We start from the raw sequence: 14,901 nt of genomic DNA on the forward strand, positions 1-14,901 counted from the left end.
ACCCTGGAAAATAAAAAGGGGCGCGCCGGAAGGCTGCGCCCCTTTTCGTATCAGAGGCCGAAGCTGACCGTCACGAAGACCCGGCGCGGATCGCCGTAGAAACCGGTCAGCGTGCCTTCCAGCCCCAGGGTCGGGACGAAAGGCGCGCCGCCCACACCGCCGCTAACGAAGTTGTAGCCCGCCACGATATAGCGCGTGTCGGTCAGATTCTTGCCGTGCAGGCCGATGCTGAAGCGGCCCGAATCCGGCGTATAGACGACGCTCGCATCGACCAGCGCGAAGCCGTCCTGGTCCAGGAACTGGTTCGGCACCTCGAACTGGCTGGTTTTTGTCCGGAAGGAATAGGACCCGATCAGGTCGACCATGCCCGCGCCCGCCGGCATGGCGACATTGATACCGGTGTTGAACGTGAGGTCCGGCGTATTCTGGAACACTCGCTGGTCCGCCACGTCGTTGCCGAAGGCGTCGATGAACTGGTTATACTTCGCATCCAGGATACCGGCGGCCATCGTCACGCCGAAGCGGCTGCCCGGGCCCGCGAAATCACGGCTAATCGTCGCGATCGCCTCGATCTCGGCCCCGTTGATGTCCGCATCGCCGGCGTTGGAGGTGATGCCGATGAACGTGTCGTTCTGCCCGTCGTTGTTGCTGTCGAAGCCGACCGATCCCGGGATTTGGACGTCGGTATAGTCGCCTTTGAAGATCGCCGCGCTAAGGTAGAGGTCACCGTTCAGCAGGCTGCCTTTGTAGCCCAGTTCGTAGCTGTCGACCGTTTCCGGCGCGAAGCGGAGGAATTCGAACTGGTCGGCATAGTCGATCGTGCCATCGCCGTTGAGGTCGGGCGCCGCGGTTGTCTGGCCGCGGGGATCGAACCCGCCGCCCTTGAAGCCCCGCGAATAGCTCAGGTAGATGTTCTGGTCCGGCGTCGGCTTGAAGCTGATGCTGGCGCGCGGAGTGAACTTTTCGAAAGTTTCGGTGCCTTCGAAGTCCGACGTTACCGCAATGGGGAAGGCATCGGATGGCGGAAACAACGGGGAATAACCGCCGAGGAAGGTCGTGCGCAGCACAGTACTGTTACGCTCGTCGCTCGTATAGCGCCCCCCGACCGACAGGCTGATCTGGTCCGTGATATCGTAAGTGAAATCACCGAACACCGACCATGTTTTGGTATTCACGTCGCCCAGAACCTGAGCATTCAATCCGGGTAGGCTCGCAATAGAGCCAAGCAGAAACAGAGCGGTATCAAATGCGGTAAACGCGTTGGCGTCAAGGTAATAGGCGCCGAGCACGCCGTTCAGGCGATCGCCTTCCCACAGCAGTTGCACTTCCTGACTGAACTGGTCGTTCTTGTAGATCGCCGGCACATCGAGGTCGGCTGCCGGAAGACTGTCGAAATCGATCGGCGTGGTGGACTTGTCCTCGCGGTAGCCGGTGATCGAGCGCAGCGTGAGGTTGTCGGAGAGATAGAAGGACAGGTTGAGAGCGCCGCCATATGCCTCGACCTCTTGGTCGACGACATTGAGTCCCGCGCGCGTGTCGTACGGATCGTCGAGCACCGGTGCACCGCTGAAGAGGCCGGGGATCAGGCGCGCGCCCTGCCGTGGCTCGCTCGTGTCGCGCACATAATCGCCTGACAGGCGCGCGAAGACGGCTGGCGTGTCGAGCTCAATCGTTCCGCGCGCGGCCCAGACATCCTTGTTGTAGTTCTCCACCCCGTCCTGGACGAGGTTGTCGCCGTATCCACCTCGGCTGAGCCGCGCGCCGCTCGCCCCGATGCGAAGGTTCTCGCTCAGTGGTGTGGATGCGGAGACGACGAGGTCGGCCTGGTTGTACGAGCCGTAAGTCGCGCGGACATTGAAGGCAACCTCGTCGGGTAGCGGCGCGGTTACGTACTTGATCGCCCCGCCGATGGTGTTGCGACCGTAAAGCGTGCCTTGCGGGCCACGCAGCACCTCGATCCGCTCGACATCGTAGATATCGAGCACGGCAGCCTGCGGGCGGTTGAGATAGACGTCGTCGACATAAAGACCGACGCCCGCCTCGAAACCCGCGACCGGATCCTGCTGGCCGACGCCGCGGATGAAGGCGGTCAGCGTCGTGTTGGTGCCGCGGCTGACTTCCAGCGTGAGGTTGGGAACGACCTCGCCGATTTCGGTGAGCTCCAGCGTGCCGCTCGTGACCAGATCGTCCCCGCTGAGCGCTGTGACCGAGACCGGCACGTCGACCAACCGCTCTTCCCTGCGCCGAGCGGTGACGACGATCTCGCCGCCTTCTGCCGGCAGTTCGATCTCGTCATCGGGCATGGGCTGCGTGTCTTGCGCAAACGCGGCGGACGGCACGGCAGCAAACGATGCGCCGGCCATGAGAATGGCAACACGGCTGGCAGAAAACGTCTTCATCTGAAAATCTCCCTCTCCTGATGCGCAGCCATATTGAAACTTGAACCACCTTTCAAGTTACCGATTGACGATATCCGCAAGTCCTTGCACATTGCCGGACATGGGGACGGAGAATTCAGCGAAGGAAGCCGCCAGAGAAGCGCGCATGCCGCGCACCGAGCGGGGCAAGCGGACGCGGCGAAAACTGCTCAACGCCGCACAGGCGGAGTTCGGCGAGCGCGGCTTTGCGGAAACATCGATCAGCGGCATCACCCGCCGCGCCAACGTCGCCCTCGGCAGTTTCTATACCTACTTCGAATCGAAGGAGAGCATCTTCCGCGACCTGGTGCGTGACATGAGCGAACAGGTGCGCGTCGAGGTGTCGAAAGGCGTCGATCCCGAAGCGCAATCCTTCGGCATCGAGCAATCCGCCCTCGCCGCCTTCCTACGCTTCGTAAAAGCAAACAAGGCTATCTACCGCATCATCGACGAGGCGGAATTCGTCGATCCGGAATCCTACAGGCTGCATTACAAAAGCACGGCCGCTCGCATTCTCGGTCGCCTCAAGGCCGGCAGCGAAAGCGGCGTTTTCCGCGACGACCTGGAAGAAGCGCACGCATGGGCCGTCATGGGCATGAACGTATTCCTCGGCCTGCGCTACGCGGTGTGGGACGAAGACGGCGACGATCCGGACCGCGTGTCCGCCATTGCCCGTTCTCTATTGGAACACGGCCTTGCCAGGCGCTGATCAGCCGTAGCCCATCAGCTTGAGAACTTCCTCGCGGCTACGGGCATCTTCGCGGAATGTGCCCATCATTCGGCTTGTCACCATTCCCACCCCCGGCGTACGGACGCCGCGTGCCGTCATGCAGGCGTGGGTGGCATCGATCACCACCGCGACGCCGCGCGGTTCAAGGTGCTCCCAGATGCATTCCGCCACTTCGGCGGTCAGCCGTTCCTGGATCTGCAAGCGCCTGGCAAACCCGTGCAGGACGCGCGCAAGCTTAGATATGCCGACCACGCGGTTGCTCGGCAGGTAGGCGATCGCGGCCTTGCCGATGATCGGCGCCATGTGGTGCTCGCAATGGCTCTGGAACGGGATGTCTTTCAACAAGACGATCTCGTCGTAGCCGCCAACCTCTTCGAACACCCGGGACAGGTGGACGGCAGGGTCTTCGGTATAACCGAGGCAATATTCCTTCCATGCCCGCGCGACGCGTTGCGGCGTGTCGAGTAGCCCTTCCCGGTCGGGGTCGTCCCCCGCCCATCGAAGCAACGTGCGGACGGCGTCCTGCACTTCGTCCGGTACGGGGGGCTTGCCCCGCGGATCGTCTTCGTCGGGACCAACAAGGCTGCTCATTCGCCATTCCTCCTCGATAATCTCTTGCGCATGCGGCTGAGGCGCCCTCCCTTGCGGAAGATGCCGCCCTTGGCAAACGGTTCGAGCAGGTCGTCCGGATCCTCCGGATCGAGCGCCTGGGAACGGGCCAACTCCCTCTGGACGATGTTGAGTTCCGGCGGATGGTACCGCTGCAAGCGACGCGGGCTGTCGGTTTCGACGTGTTCGATCATGGCCGCCATCGAGCCGTGGCGGGCGAGCAGGTTGCGCATCTCTTCCTCTTCGACACCGCAGTGTTCGGCCAGCAGCGACCAGCGCAGGCCGCGAATGACGGCGCCTGCGTGCTCGTTCCCTTTGCGCGCCGCATCTATGAACAGGTCGCATTCGGAATCGAGCCGCATTGACCGATTGTTGAAATTGGCGCTGCCGACCCGCAGCACCTCGTCGTCGACGATCATGATCTTCGCATGAACGTAAATCGGCGTTTCGCCGACGTAGGGGCACCAGATCGAGAAGCGGTTCTCGTGATCCGCTTCGCGCACATAGCGTACGAGTTCGGCCCGGACATGGTCCATAACCTGCTGTTCCAGCCAGCCATCGGCGTTTTCGGGATGGACGATCACGATTTCCGGCGGATCGTCCTCCTCCAGACGCGCGATCATTGCTTCTGCGATCTTGCGAGAGGCGAAATACTGGCTTTCGGCATAGATGAAGCGTTTGGCCCGGCGAATGTGCGCAAGGAACAATTGCTCGATTTCGGTCACAGCGCCCCAGTCGCGGTAAGCCGCGCGGGTGCGGGCAATGCCGATCTCGACATTCTCGAATTGCACGTCGAGCTCGTCCGGCCACAGGCTGTCCGTCCGCTTCGCGTGCGGCTTCAGCGGCTTGCCGCCGGCACGGATCCAGCGGTCGCGGCCGATATCCTCCAGCGCATCGGCCACCTCGCCCTCGACCATCATCGTGGCATCATGCCAGGGCGTGTAGGTTCCGCCGCGCGGGGATTTGCGACGCTCGTCGTCTTCCTTGTGCTCACGCGTGTCCCAGCGGCCGTCTGTCATGTCGATGCCGCCACAAACCGCCAAGCGATCGTCGAGCACGGCAATCTTCTGATGATGCGAACACCCGGTGGGAAGGGCGCTATCGAAAGTGAAATCGATACGCTTGTGCGGCGACCAGCGCAGCAGATCGAACCACATCGAGCCCCGCAGGGGGAACTTGAAGATGCCGACGCTCCACTTGAGCAACCGGATTTCCAGGGTCTTGCGGTGCCGCACGAGCCAGGGAATGAAGCTGCCGAGGCGGGACGGCTGTTCCTTCTTCCGCCCCTTCTCGAACCAGCGGCGCCCCTCGGTCAGGTGAATGCGCGTATCGAAATCCCACCCTATCAGCAGGATGCGATGCCGCGCATTCATCATGGCCTGCTGCATCACGGAAAAATAGCACTGCGCGTCAATGATGAGCGAAGCCCTCTCCGCTTTCGCGAAGCGCCACACCGTTTCGTCCACGCCTTCCGACAAGCGCGAAACCTGTTTCGGTTTCGGCTCTTGTTCGGATCGCTGCTCGTCCGACTCGTTCTCTTTCGCCATGCCCCCCGCCGATCCCGGCCTATTCCTTGGCTTCGCTCTTCTTTTCGGGCGTCACTTCGGCATCGGCCTTTTCGACTTCCTTACGGCGATCGAACACCTTGGCCATCTGCTCTTCGTCATCCGTGTCGAGATACTTCTCGAAATCCTTGAAGTGCTCGTCCTCCTCCTCGTCGATGTGGTGGAGGTAGTCGTGCTTCAGGGTCTTGAACTTCTGCAGCCATGCGCTCGACGACATGTCGGTTGCGGCCAGATCGTTGAGCGTTTCGTTGATTTCGTGGTGCTCGGCCACCGAATGGCGGGTCTCGTCCGTTGTTTCGGGTTTGCGGAGCATGGTGGCGTAAAGCGCCTGCTCCTCGGCCGCGGCGTGGCTCTTCACCTCCTTTGTGAATTCGGTGAACAGCTGCTCGCGCTCCGGGCTGTCGCCGCTGGTCTCGCCGATCTTCTCCAGCAATTCGCGGTGGCGATCGTGGTCTTCCTTGAGGCGAGCGAAAATCTGTTCAGCGGCCATGGCAATTCTCCGATTGTGTGCTTGGTTGGAGAATGTGCGGGCGCGCGGAGGGTTCCAACCTCCCGTTGACCCGAAACCAAACACCCCGCCCCCGCTTTCGCGGAGACGGGGTGTTTGATGGCGCGCCCGGAAGGATTGTCTGCGCGCCTGCGGCGCTCCGCCTTCTCCGCCGCTGCGCGGCTCCGAATCCGAACGGGTCCGAACCTCCCACTGACCCGAAACCAAACACCCCGCCCCCGCTTTCGCGGAGACGGGGTGTTTGATGGCGCGCCCGGAAGGATTCGAACCTCCGGCCACCTGATTCGTAGTCAGGTACTCTATCCAGCTGAGCTACGGGCGCGCACTGGAAGCGGGCACATAGGCAGGGGATTTGCGCTTGGCAATAGCTATTCCGGGAAAAGCCGCCGCAGCTTTGCCGCAAGCTCGATGTCGAGCGGGGGGCGCGCGAGACTGTCGATTTCCGCGGCCGTGAACCAGCCGACGCCCTCCCCCTCCACGGCACGCGGGGTCCCCGCAAATTCCCCTACCCTGTAAAGGAGTAAGACAATGCCCGGCTCATCATCGACAGCGTCACGCTGGGCGAAGGAGACCGGCTCGATCGTCGCCGGATCGATCTCGATATCGAGCTCTTCGTGAAGCTCGCGGATCAAAGCTTCCGTCGGTTTTTCAGAGACTTCGACCTTTCCGCCGGGAAATTCCCACAACCCGCCATGCGCCTTTGCGAGCGGCCTGCGATGCATCAGCCATCGACCCGCCCCGTCTGGGATCGCGCCCGCGACCACCAGCAGGTATGTCGGATTCTTTTTCATGTCGCAGCCCGCCATCAACCTTTTGTTAGCATCCTCGCGGCAGAAGGGCTCCATCGCAACACGTCATTGGGGTGACCGATGTTCAACATCATCAAGTCATTGGGGAACGACGAGAAGGGCGCCACTGCTGTGGAGTACGGCCTGATCGTCGCGTTGATCGTGGTTGCGATCATCGGCGCGGTCAAAGGCGTCGCCGATGAAAACAACGGCATGTGGGCCACCGTAAGCAACAAGACGGCAGTCGCACACGGGACCGTTTAGAGTTTCTAAACTTCCGGCCGATATTTGAAGCAAGTCCCGAAGGCGCCGTCGGCAAATCCGGGCAGGGTACCGAAGACTGAAGACTGAACCAGGAGACCAACAATGCAGTTCATCAACAAGCTCGTCCGTGACGAAGAAGGCGCGACCGCAATCGAATACGGCCTGATCGCCGCTCTGATCGCTGTTGCAGCTATCGCAGCTATGCAGGGCCTCGGCGAGCAGCTGAACACGACCTTCAACAAGGTCAGCACGAAAATGGCCGAAAAAAACTAAGACGTTCGGACCAACCGAAAAGAAAGGCGGCCGGAGCGATCCGGCCGCCTTTTTCTTTGTCTTCAATCCGCGCCCTGCGAATGGGCGCGAAGCAATCAGCGCCCGCGAACCACGATCTTGTAGCTTTGCCCGGCGCGTACCTGGTCGGTGGACGACAAGCCGTTGAGGACCCGGAAGCGCGCTTCCTGCGCGCTATCGTAAGCCATCCGGCGCGACAGTGTAGCAACCGAATCGCCGCTGCCGGCCACGACCACATCGATAATGCGGGGCACGACCCGTGCCGCTTCCGCATCCGAAATACGCCGCACGGACTGGAACATCGGATTGAAGATGCCGGTCTGACCGGCCTGCGTAATCGTTAGGAAGTGGTAGGCGCGGCCACCACCGAAGTCATAGGCGAAGACGGTCACGTCGATCTGCTGCTGGCCGTTGTTTACGCGCGCGACGCCATACGAAGCCGGAAGGCCGTTGACGGTCGTGCGCTCTATGACTTGCGGGGTGACCTGCTGCTGCTGATTGCCAAGCTTTGCGAACTGGGCGCGCACGTAGGTTTCCAGGTTGCCGTTGTAGCTGTCGGTGGTGAACTGGCCCTGCCCACGGTCGCCATTGATCGAAACCGCGCGCGGCGAGTTCACCATGTAGAACCCGTTCGGGGCCGAGAAGCTGAGGCGGAAGTCGGGATGGATGAAGGTGTCGCCTTCGATCATGCCCTGTTCCGGCTTGTCGCCATAGGCAAGCCCGTCGATGCGGCTCAGAAAACGGTCGCGATTGGTGGTCGTGCCCGGTTTGCCGGCCGCGAAGGACAGCGCATCGTTGACACGCTCTGCGGGGTCGGGGTGGGTCGAAGCCCACTCCGGCAAGGTTGCGTTGCCGCGACCCTGCAATTGCGAATCAAGCGAGTTCTGCGCTGCGAGGCTTGCAAGCACGGTTGCCATTGCGCGCGGATCGTATCCGGCTTGGCTAAGGTAAGTGATGCCGAGTTGGTCGGCCTCGATTTCCTGACTGCGCGAATAGGACAGGGTGGCAAGCTGCGGTGCCTGACCGGCGACTTGTTGGCCCAGGCGGCCGAGAGCGCTGTCGCCGAGCAGCACGGCGGACGCTACCTGGCCGAGGATGCCGAGCAGCTGGTTGCGCTGCGCCGTCTGCTGGCGGCGGGCGGAATGGCGGGCGGCCACGTGGCCGACTTCATGGCCCAGCACGCCTGCAAGCTCTGCTTCGTTGTTCATCAGGCCGACAAGCTGGCGGGTGATGTAAACGTAGCCGCCCGGGACGGCGAAAGCGTTGTTGACCGAGCTGTCGAGCGTGGTGACGGTGAAACTATCGCGCGCCCCGGCAAGGCCCGACCGAACCGAAATGTCCTTGCCGATCATCTCGACATAAGCCGCCGCCGGGCCGGTTTCCTGGCCGCCGAACTGCTGGATGAATTGCGGGTGGGCTTCCTGTCCGATCTTGGCCTCTTCGGGCGTGATAGGCGACCCGGCAGGCACGTTCGCCCCGGGGATCGAGGCGCAGGCCGATAGCGCGAGCGCGGTCGCGGTCCCGGCTGCAAGGCGGGCGAAGCGGAATTTCTGGGTAAGTGCGGTCATGGCAATCCTCCACGGGTTGGGCGCGGAGCTGGTGTCCGCTGTTACCCTGTCCGAACCGCCATAAGGGTTCCTTGTTCCCGCGCGGGCGCTTCCTAGCTCGCGTCGATTTGCAGGAAACGCTCTTCGCGCAAGCGCCTGATTTCCGAAGGGTCTTTGCGAGCCAGCTCATCCAGTTCCTCGCCGATGGCGCGGGAAAGATACTCGGCGGCACCCTCATGATCGCGGTGCGCCCCGCCAACGGGCTCGCGCACGATGCGATCAATCACGCCGAGCGACTTCAGATCCTGCGCGGTCATCTTCATCGCTTCGGCTGCATCGGGTGCTTTTTCCGCAGTGCGCCAGAGGATCGAGGCGCAGCCTTCGGGCGAGATCACCGAATAGACCGCGTGCTCCAGCATCAGCACCCGCTCCGCACTCGCCAGCGCGACAGCGCCGCCGGATCCGCCCTCACCCACAATTACCGCCACCATCGGCGTCGGCAGGGCAAGGCAAGCCTCGGTCGCGCGGGCGATGGCTTCCGCCTGCCCGCGTTCTTCCGCCTCCACGCCCGGGAATGCGCCCGACGTATCCACCAGCGTGACAACAGGCAGGCCGAAGCGTCCGGCGAGTTCCATCAATCGGATCGCCTTGCGATAGCCCTCCGGCTTGCCCATGCCGAAATTGTGCTTCAGCCGGCTTTCGGTGTCGTTGCCCTTCTCGTGCCCGATCACCATCACGCGCCGGTCGCCGAGCCTTGCAAAGCCGCCCTGGATCGCCTCGTCGTCGCCATACAGGCGGTCGCCGCCCAAAGGCGTGAAGTCGGTAAAGATATGATCGATGTAATCGCGGAAATGCGGGCGCGCGGGGTGCCGGGCAACCTGCGTTTTCTGCCACGGCGTCAACGCTGAATAGGTGCTGGCGAGGAGATCGGCGCTCTTGGCCTCCAACCGGGCAAGCTCGTTGCCGATGTCCACTTCATCGCCCGCAGCGGCGGCGCGCAAGTCGGCAATACGAGACTCCAGCGCTGCGACCGGCTTTTCGAATTCGAGATAGCTAACCATCGGACAAAGCCGCTAGTCGCTTCGCCTGCGCGCTGCAAGCGGATGCCGCTCGTTCACCAGGGCGACAAGCCGCGCGGAGTCCACGTGGGTGTAGATTTGCGTGGTCGCGATATCGGCATGGCCGAGCATCGTCTGCAGCACGCGCAGGTCTGCCCCGCCTTCCAACAGATGCGTGGCAAAGGCGTGGCGCAGGACATGCGGGCTGATTTTTGCAGGGTCCAGCCCGGCGCGTGCCGCCAGTGCCTTGAGCAGCTGGAACAAACGCACGCGGGAAAGATGCTTGCCCCCGCGCGAGGGGAATAGGTGTTTCGTATCCTGCGGCCGCACCGCCAGCCAGCGCGATAGCACGGCGCGCGCGCGGCGGCTGACCGGCACCATACGCGCCTGCCCGCCCTTGCCGGTCACAGTCAGGAATGGCGCATCGCGCGGCACCGCCGCCAGCGGTAGAGAGACGAGTTCGGTGGCGCGCAGGCCGGAACCGTAAAGCAATTCGATCAGCACGAGCAGCCGGATGGCCGCGGGCTCGTCGCTGTCCGCCTCCTCCTCCGCTTTCCGGAAAAGCAGCTCGATCTGATCGTGGCCCAGCAATTTGGGGAGCGGGCGGCGCGTGGCAGGACGCGGCAGGGCGGAAGACGGGTCGTCATCGCGTAGTCCCTCGTCCACGCAGAAGCCGTAGAACTGGCGCAAGGCCGAGGATTTGCGCGCCACCGTGCTCGGCGCAAGATCGCTCCACGCGGCGGAGAGTTTCGCTAGCGCATCGCGCGATGCGGCGACCGGATCGCCGATCAGTTCGGCCACCCCTTCGAGATCGCGGCGATAGGCGGCGAGCGTGTTCGCCGCCGCGCCCCGCTCCGCAGCCAGCATGGCGAGGAAACTCTCGACCGCCTCACCGGCCGCCATCGGCCTAGCTCCGCGCGACCGCCTCTGCGGCGATCATCCGGGCTTCGGCTGACAGGCCTGCCTGGTCGAGGGCGCGCACGATATGGAACAGGTGGCGAGGCGTCATCCGGTCCCAGGTCTCGCTCTGCATGCCGAGCCCCGCCAGCATCGCCACGAGAGGCCCGTTGCGATACTCACCCGCCTGGCCGATCAGTCGGCTCCACCGCGTTTCCCGCGTCAGGCCGAGATTGCCGGCAAGCGATTCCGCCGCAGAGACGTCCAGCCTGCCGAGGCCGGCCAGCCCTGCAGCGAACATCTGCCCTTTGGCCTTCCCAGCATCGCCAATGAAATCGTCCACGGCGCCTTCGTCCACCGCGCTTTCCTGGTTAGGCTGTGCCAAGGCGAGCAGGGCCCAGCCTTCGGTGCCTTCGTTGACAATGCTGCCCCAGCGCATGGCGTTGCGGTCGAGGCCTGCGGACAGCATTGATGCGATGAGGCCCGCCGCGGCATCGGCATGGGCATCCGATGGCGTGATGCGGGCGGCGGCGTAAGCGGTGAGCACTTGCCCGCCATAGCGGTCATCCCCTTCGCCCCAGAGTTCGCGGATCGCGGCGACGCGCGCTTCCTGCGTATCGGCGACATAGGCGCGGCGCAGTGTCTCGGCCCGTGCCTGCGAGGCGCCTTCCACACTGTTGTCCGCGTAGACTTGTGAAAGCAAATCTACCGCCGCCGAAGAGGACAGCACCCCGCGCTGGGCGGCGAAGTTTGCCAGCGAGGCACGCCGCGCCAGGCCGACTGCCGGCGATTGCGCCGCCTGCAAACGGATCAGCGGCGCGGCGTTCTGCGCGAGCTCGTCAGGGAAATCGATCCCCAGCGCGCTGGCGAGGCCCCAGCGCCATGTGGTCAGCTCGTCGACCCCGTCCCACTCGATAGTGATGGCACGCCGCCCCTCGCCCGCCAGGCCGGCGTAGCGCTGGGCAAGCAGCACGTCGATCTCCGGCGCCTGCTTGTTGTTGAGCACGGAATTCAGCTGGCGATTGGCATAGGCGTTGTCGCCGGAAAAGCCGGTGCAGATCAACACCGCCATCCGCCACTGCGCGTCCTCGCGAATGTCGGCCCCTCGCCGCGCGACGGGACATATTGCGGTAATGTCGCCCGTGCCGAGCGCCGCACCGAGCGCCTGCGTCGCCATGTTGATACTGTAATTGCGCGTATCGACATCCTGCAGCAGCGCGCGCGCGAGATGCGGCTCGCCGAGGCGGTTGAGGACACGGACGCGCAGTGCTGCAAACTCGCTGGCCCGCATGCCGTCCGGCGTTTCGAGCCGACTGGCCAATGCACGGCGCAGCAGGATGTGGCCCCAGCGCGAAACCATCGGCCCTTCGATATTTTTCAGCGCAGCGCGCACGATGGATCCCGGCTGGCCGGAGAGCGATGCTGCCGGAAAACCACCCTCGCGACTGTCGATCACGCCCACGCGGGCGAAATCCCTTTGCGCTGAGGCCGGAATGTCGAAATTCTGGGTAATGCCGAATAATTCTTCCAGTTCGGTATCGCTCATGTTCTCGATCTCGCGGATCGAAGGCAAGCGTCCCGGGAAGCGCACTGTCCCGCTTGCTGAAGGGGTGGAGGGAGCCGGGGCGGCGCTCCTCGACCCTCCGCCACCACTCGGCGGCAGGGGCTGCACGACGGCGCCCCCTCCCCCTGTCGGACGCGGCGCCGGGGCCGGAGCCGGAGCGGGCGCAGGAGCCGGCGCGGGCCGCGGCGAAGGTGTGGGCGCAGGATCGTCGAAACCGGGGGGCAGGATGGACGTCGGACGCGCCATCACGAGCGACGAGGTCGCCGCCAGCATCGCGCCGGTCACCAGTCCCGATATCCACACGGATTTGCGCATCAAAACTCCTCCGGCACGGGCACGGGCTGCACGATCTCGCGCACCGGCTCACGACCGCCATCGATCCAGGCGTAAACGATCAGGATCGCCAGCAGGAATATTGCCCCGACGCCGATCCGCCACATCGTGTCCCGATCCATCGCCACGGCCTGCCAAACTCTCCTTCGCGCGCACCAAGCCCGCGTGTCCTTGCCGTGCGCCTAGCGCATCTATAGGCGGGGCGGCAATGACCAACACGATGCCAGAATCCGACCGGCCAGACACCGACCGGGACATGAGCCGGGCAACCCGCGCCGTCGATCCCGCCGAACTGCGCCGCCGGCTGGACCGGCCCGTGGTCCTCGTCGGCATGATGGGCACCGGCAAGTCCACCGTGGGCCGCAAGCTGGCGCAGACCATGACGGTCGAATTCACCGATGCCGACCACGAGATCGAGCAGGCCGCGCAAATGAGCGTGGGCGATATATTCGCCGAATTTGGCGAGGCCTATTTTCGTGATGGCGAACGCCGCGTGATCGCCCGTCTTCTGGAAGAAAGCAGCGGCGTCATCGCGACAGGTGGCGGGGCTTTCTGCAACGAGGAGACCCGCGCGCTGATCCTCGACCGGGCCATCGCGGTGTGGCTCGACAGTCCGATCGACGTGCTGGTGGAACGGACGGGGCGCAAGGACACGCGGCCCTTGCTGCGTGACAGCGATCCGCAGGAAATCCTCACCCGTCTCCATGACGAACGCGCGCCCTTCTACGGCGAGGCGCAGCTACGCGTCGAAAGTGCCAACGGACCGCACCAGCAGACGGTCGACCGTATAGTTTCCGCGCTCGACGACTGGACCCGGGCCAATGTCTGACACGGTCCGCGTCGATCTTGCCGGGCGCAGCTACGACGTGCGGATCGGCTCCGCCTTGCTGGAGCGCACAGCTGCCGAAGCGGAAGGCTTGCTGAAGCGGGAGGTCGTGCCGGTCGTGGCAGACGCGAACGCGCGGGCGCATCATGGCGGGCGGCTGGCGAGGTCTCTGGACGACGGCGGGCACCGGGTCGAATGGTTCGAAGTCGCACCCGGCGAGGCGGCGAAAAGCTGGGAGGTGCTGCAGCGCCTTACCGACTGGATGCTCGAACTCGGCGTGGAGCGCAGCGACAATGTCATCGCCTTCGGCGGCGGCGTGGTTGGCGACCTCACCGGCTTTGCGTGCGCCATTCTGAAGCGGGGATGCGGCTTCATCCAGGTGCCCACCACCCTGCTCGCACAGGTCGATTCCAGCGTCGGCGGCAAGACCGCGATCAACACGGCGGCGGGCAAGAACCTGGTCGGCGCGTTCCACCAGCCTTCTCTCGTCCTCGCGGATCTCGACTGCCTTGCTACCCTGCCGGAGCGCGAAGTGCGCGCCGGATATGCCGAAGTTATCAAGTACGGCATCCTCGGCGATGCGGATTTCTTCGCCTGGTGCGAGGACAATGGCCGGCACGTCGTCGAGGGCGACGTCGCGGCCCAGCTCCACGCCGTGCGCACCAGCGTTGCGGCCAAGGCGGCCATCGTGGCGCAGGACGAGCGCGAGACCAGCGGCCGCCGCGCCCTGCTCAACCTCGGACATACGTTCGGCCATGCGCTGGAGGCGGAGACCGGGTTTTCGGACAGGCTGCTCCACGGCGAAGGGGTCGCGCTCGGCATGGTGTTGGCCGCGCGCTATTCTGCGCGGCGCGGCACGCTTTCAGGGGACGATGCGGCACGTATCACGCGGGCCCTGGACAGCGCCGGCTTGCCGAGCGAGATCGCCGCTCTGGGCCTTGATGCCGATGGCACGCGCCTTGCCGAACACATGCGCCATGACAAGAAGGCCAGCGGCGGCAATGTGCCTTTTCTACTGCTGAACGGGATCGGCGATGCCTATCTCGACAGGTCGGTCGACCTCGCCGACGTCGCCGCGTTCATGGATGAACAGTTGCAGTCACATTAGTCGTGTGGCTCGTCGGCCCGACGTGCTTCAAACAGCCGCGCGCCGTTTTCGACCGGGCCGCCCGGTCCGGCCAGCACGACCTCGCCCACGGCATCGGGAAAACCGACGACCAGCACTTCGGACATCATCGGTCCGATTTGTCGCGGAGAGAAGTTTACCACCGCCATAACCTTCCGCCCGATGAGATCGGCAGGCGCGTAATTGGCCACGATCTGCGCCGAGCTTTTGCGTATCCCGACCGCACGGGAAATCGATGGTCAGCCGATATGCTGGCTTGCGCGCTTCGGGAAATTTCTCTGCCGTCACGATTGTACCCACGCGAATATCGACCTTCAGGAATTCGTCGAATTCGATCTGCGGTCCAATAGGCGCGCTGGGATCGTGCGATAAATGCAT

Annotated in this window: 15 protein-coding genes, 1 tRNA gene and 1 pseudogene; 5 read left to right on the plus strand and 12 right to left on the minus strand. The window is 64.0% G+C overall.

Translation table 11 applies throughout. The annotated features are described in order from the left end of the window. Positions 1–50 precede the first annotated feature (50 nt). Complete coding sequence (locus QQW98_RS12980) at positions 51–2,399, minus strand: TonB-dependent receptor (RefSeq protein ID WP_290135351.1); 2,349 nt, start codon at positions 2,397–2,399, stop codon at positions 51–53. A gap of 145 nt (positions 2,400–2,544) precedes the next feature. On the opposite strand from QQW98_RS12980, the gene QQW98_RS12985 reads away from it, so the two are divergent. Continuing rightward, the gene (locus QQW98_RS12985) at positions 2,545–3,126 is read left to right on the plus strand and encodes a TetR/AcrR family transcriptional regulator (protein WP_290135352.1); all 582 of its coding nucleotides are present in this window, start codon (positions 2,545–2,547) and stop codon (positions 3,124–3,126) included. On the opposite strand, the gene folE is transcribed toward QQW98_RS12985, so the two are convergent. The 5 genes from folE to QQW98_RS13010 form a co-directional block, all read right to left on the minus strand. Next, a complete protein-coding gene (gene folE / locus QQW98_RS12990) occupies positions 3,127–3,738 on the minus strand; it encodes a GTP cyclohydrolase I FolE (RefSeq protein ID WP_290135353.1) in 612 nt (203 codons plus the stop codon). Then, positions 3,735–5,303, minus strand: coding sequence for a phospholipase D-like domain-containing protein (locus QQW98_RS12995; RefSeq protein WP_290135354.1), 1,569 nt, complete (start codon positions 5,301–5,303; stop codon positions 3,735–3,737). The genes folE and QQW98_RS12995 overlap by 4 nt, the downstream gene beginning before the upstream one ends. Positions 5,304–5,322: 19 nt before the next feature. Further along, a complete protein-coding gene (locus QQW98_RS13000) occupies positions 5,323–5,811 on the minus strand; it encodes a hemerythrin domain-containing protein (protein ID WP_290135355.1) in 489 nt (162 codons plus the stop codon). 263 nt (positions 5,812–6,074) lie between these two features. Beyond that, a tRNA-Arg gene (locus QQW98_RS13005) sits at positions 6,075–6,151 on the minus strand. 46 nt (positions 6,152–6,197) lie between these two features. Next, entirely contained in the window at positions 6,198–6,620 is a 423-nt protein-coding gene (locus tag QQW98_RS13010; protein WP_290135356.1) for a (deoxy)nucleoside triphosphate pyrophosphohydrolase, read from the minus strand. Between the two features lie 78 nt (positions 6,621–6,698). Between QQW98_RS13010 and QQW98_RS13015 the strand changes: the two genes are divergently transcribed. Then, complete coding sequence (locus tag QQW98_RS13015) at positions 6,699–6,881, plus strand: Flp family type IVb pilin (protein WP_290135357.1); 183 nt, start codon at positions 6,699–6,701, stop codon at positions 6,879–6,881. 102 nt (positions 6,882–6,983) lie between these two features. Next, positions 6,984–7,154, plus strand: a complete 171-nt coding sequence (locus QQW98_RS13020) for a Flp family type IVb pilin (protein ID WP_290135358.1) — start codon at positions 6,984–6,986, stop codon at positions 7,152–7,154. A gap of 95 nt (positions 7,155–7,249) precedes the next feature. Here QQW98_RS13020 and QQW98_RS13025 read toward each other — a convergent pair whose 3' ends face one another. From QQW98_RS13025 to QQW98_RS13045, 5 genes are all read right to left on the minus strand, one after another. Further along, entirely contained in the window at positions 7,250–8,740 is a 1,491-nt protein-coding gene (locus QQW98_RS13025) for a M48 family metalloprotease (protein WP_290135359.1), read from the minus strand. A gap of 92 nt (positions 8,741–8,832) precedes the next feature. Then, entirely contained in the window at positions 8,833–9,780 is a 948-nt protein-coding gene (locus tag QQW98_RS13030; protein ID WP_290135360.1) for an acetyl-CoA carboxylase carboxyltransferase subunit alpha, read from the minus strand. Positions 9,781–9,792: 12 nt separating this feature from the next. Then, positions 9,793–10,680: a tyrosine recombinase gene (locus tag QQW98_RS13035; protein WP_290135361.1), complete on the minus strand. Its 888-nt coding sequence runs from the start codon at positions 10,678–10,680 to the stop codon at positions 9,793–9,795. A gap of 4 nt (positions 10,681–10,684) precedes the next feature. Next, entirely contained in the window at positions 10,685–12,220 is a 1,536-nt protein-coding gene (locus QQW98_RS13040; RefSeq protein WP_290135362.1) for a hypothetical protein, read from the minus strand. A 332-nt stretch (positions 12,221–12,552) separates the two neighbouring features. Continuing rightward, positions 12,553–12,699, minus strand: a complete 147-nt coding sequence (locus QQW98_RS13045) for a hypothetical protein (protein ID WP_290136958.1) — start codon at positions 12,697–12,699, stop codon at positions 12,553–12,555. A 92-nt stretch (positions 12,700–12,791) separates the two neighbouring features. Here QQW98_RS13045 and QQW98_RS13050 point away from each other — a divergent pair, with 92 nt between their 5' ends. After that, on the plus strand, positions 12,792–13,400 hold the full coding sequence (locus QQW98_RS13050) for a shikimate kinase (RefSeq protein ID WP_404800817.1): 609 nt from the start codon (positions 12,792–12,794) through the stop codon (positions 13,398–13,400). After that, positions 13,393–14,505 (plus strand): 3-dehydroquinate synthase, encoded by a 1,113-nt coding sequence (gene aroB / locus QQW98_RS13055; RefSeq protein WP_290135363.1) that lies wholly within the window; start codon positions 13,393–13,395, stop codon positions 14,503–14,505. The genes QQW98_RS13050 and aroB overlap by 8 nt, the downstream gene beginning before the upstream one ends. Here the strand turns inward: aroB and QQW98_RS13060 are convergent. Then, positions 14,502–14,901: pseudogene (locus QQW98_RS13060) on the minus strand (tRNA-binding protein). The gene aroB and the pseudogene QQW98_RS13060 overlap by 4 nt on opposite strands.

This window comes from Alteriqipengyuania flavescens (genome assembly GCF_030406725.1).
Classification (GTDB): domain Bacteria; phylum Pseudomonadota; class Alphaproteobacteria; order Sphingomonadales; family Sphingomonadaceae; genus Alteriqipengyuania_B; species Alteriqipengyuania_B flavescens.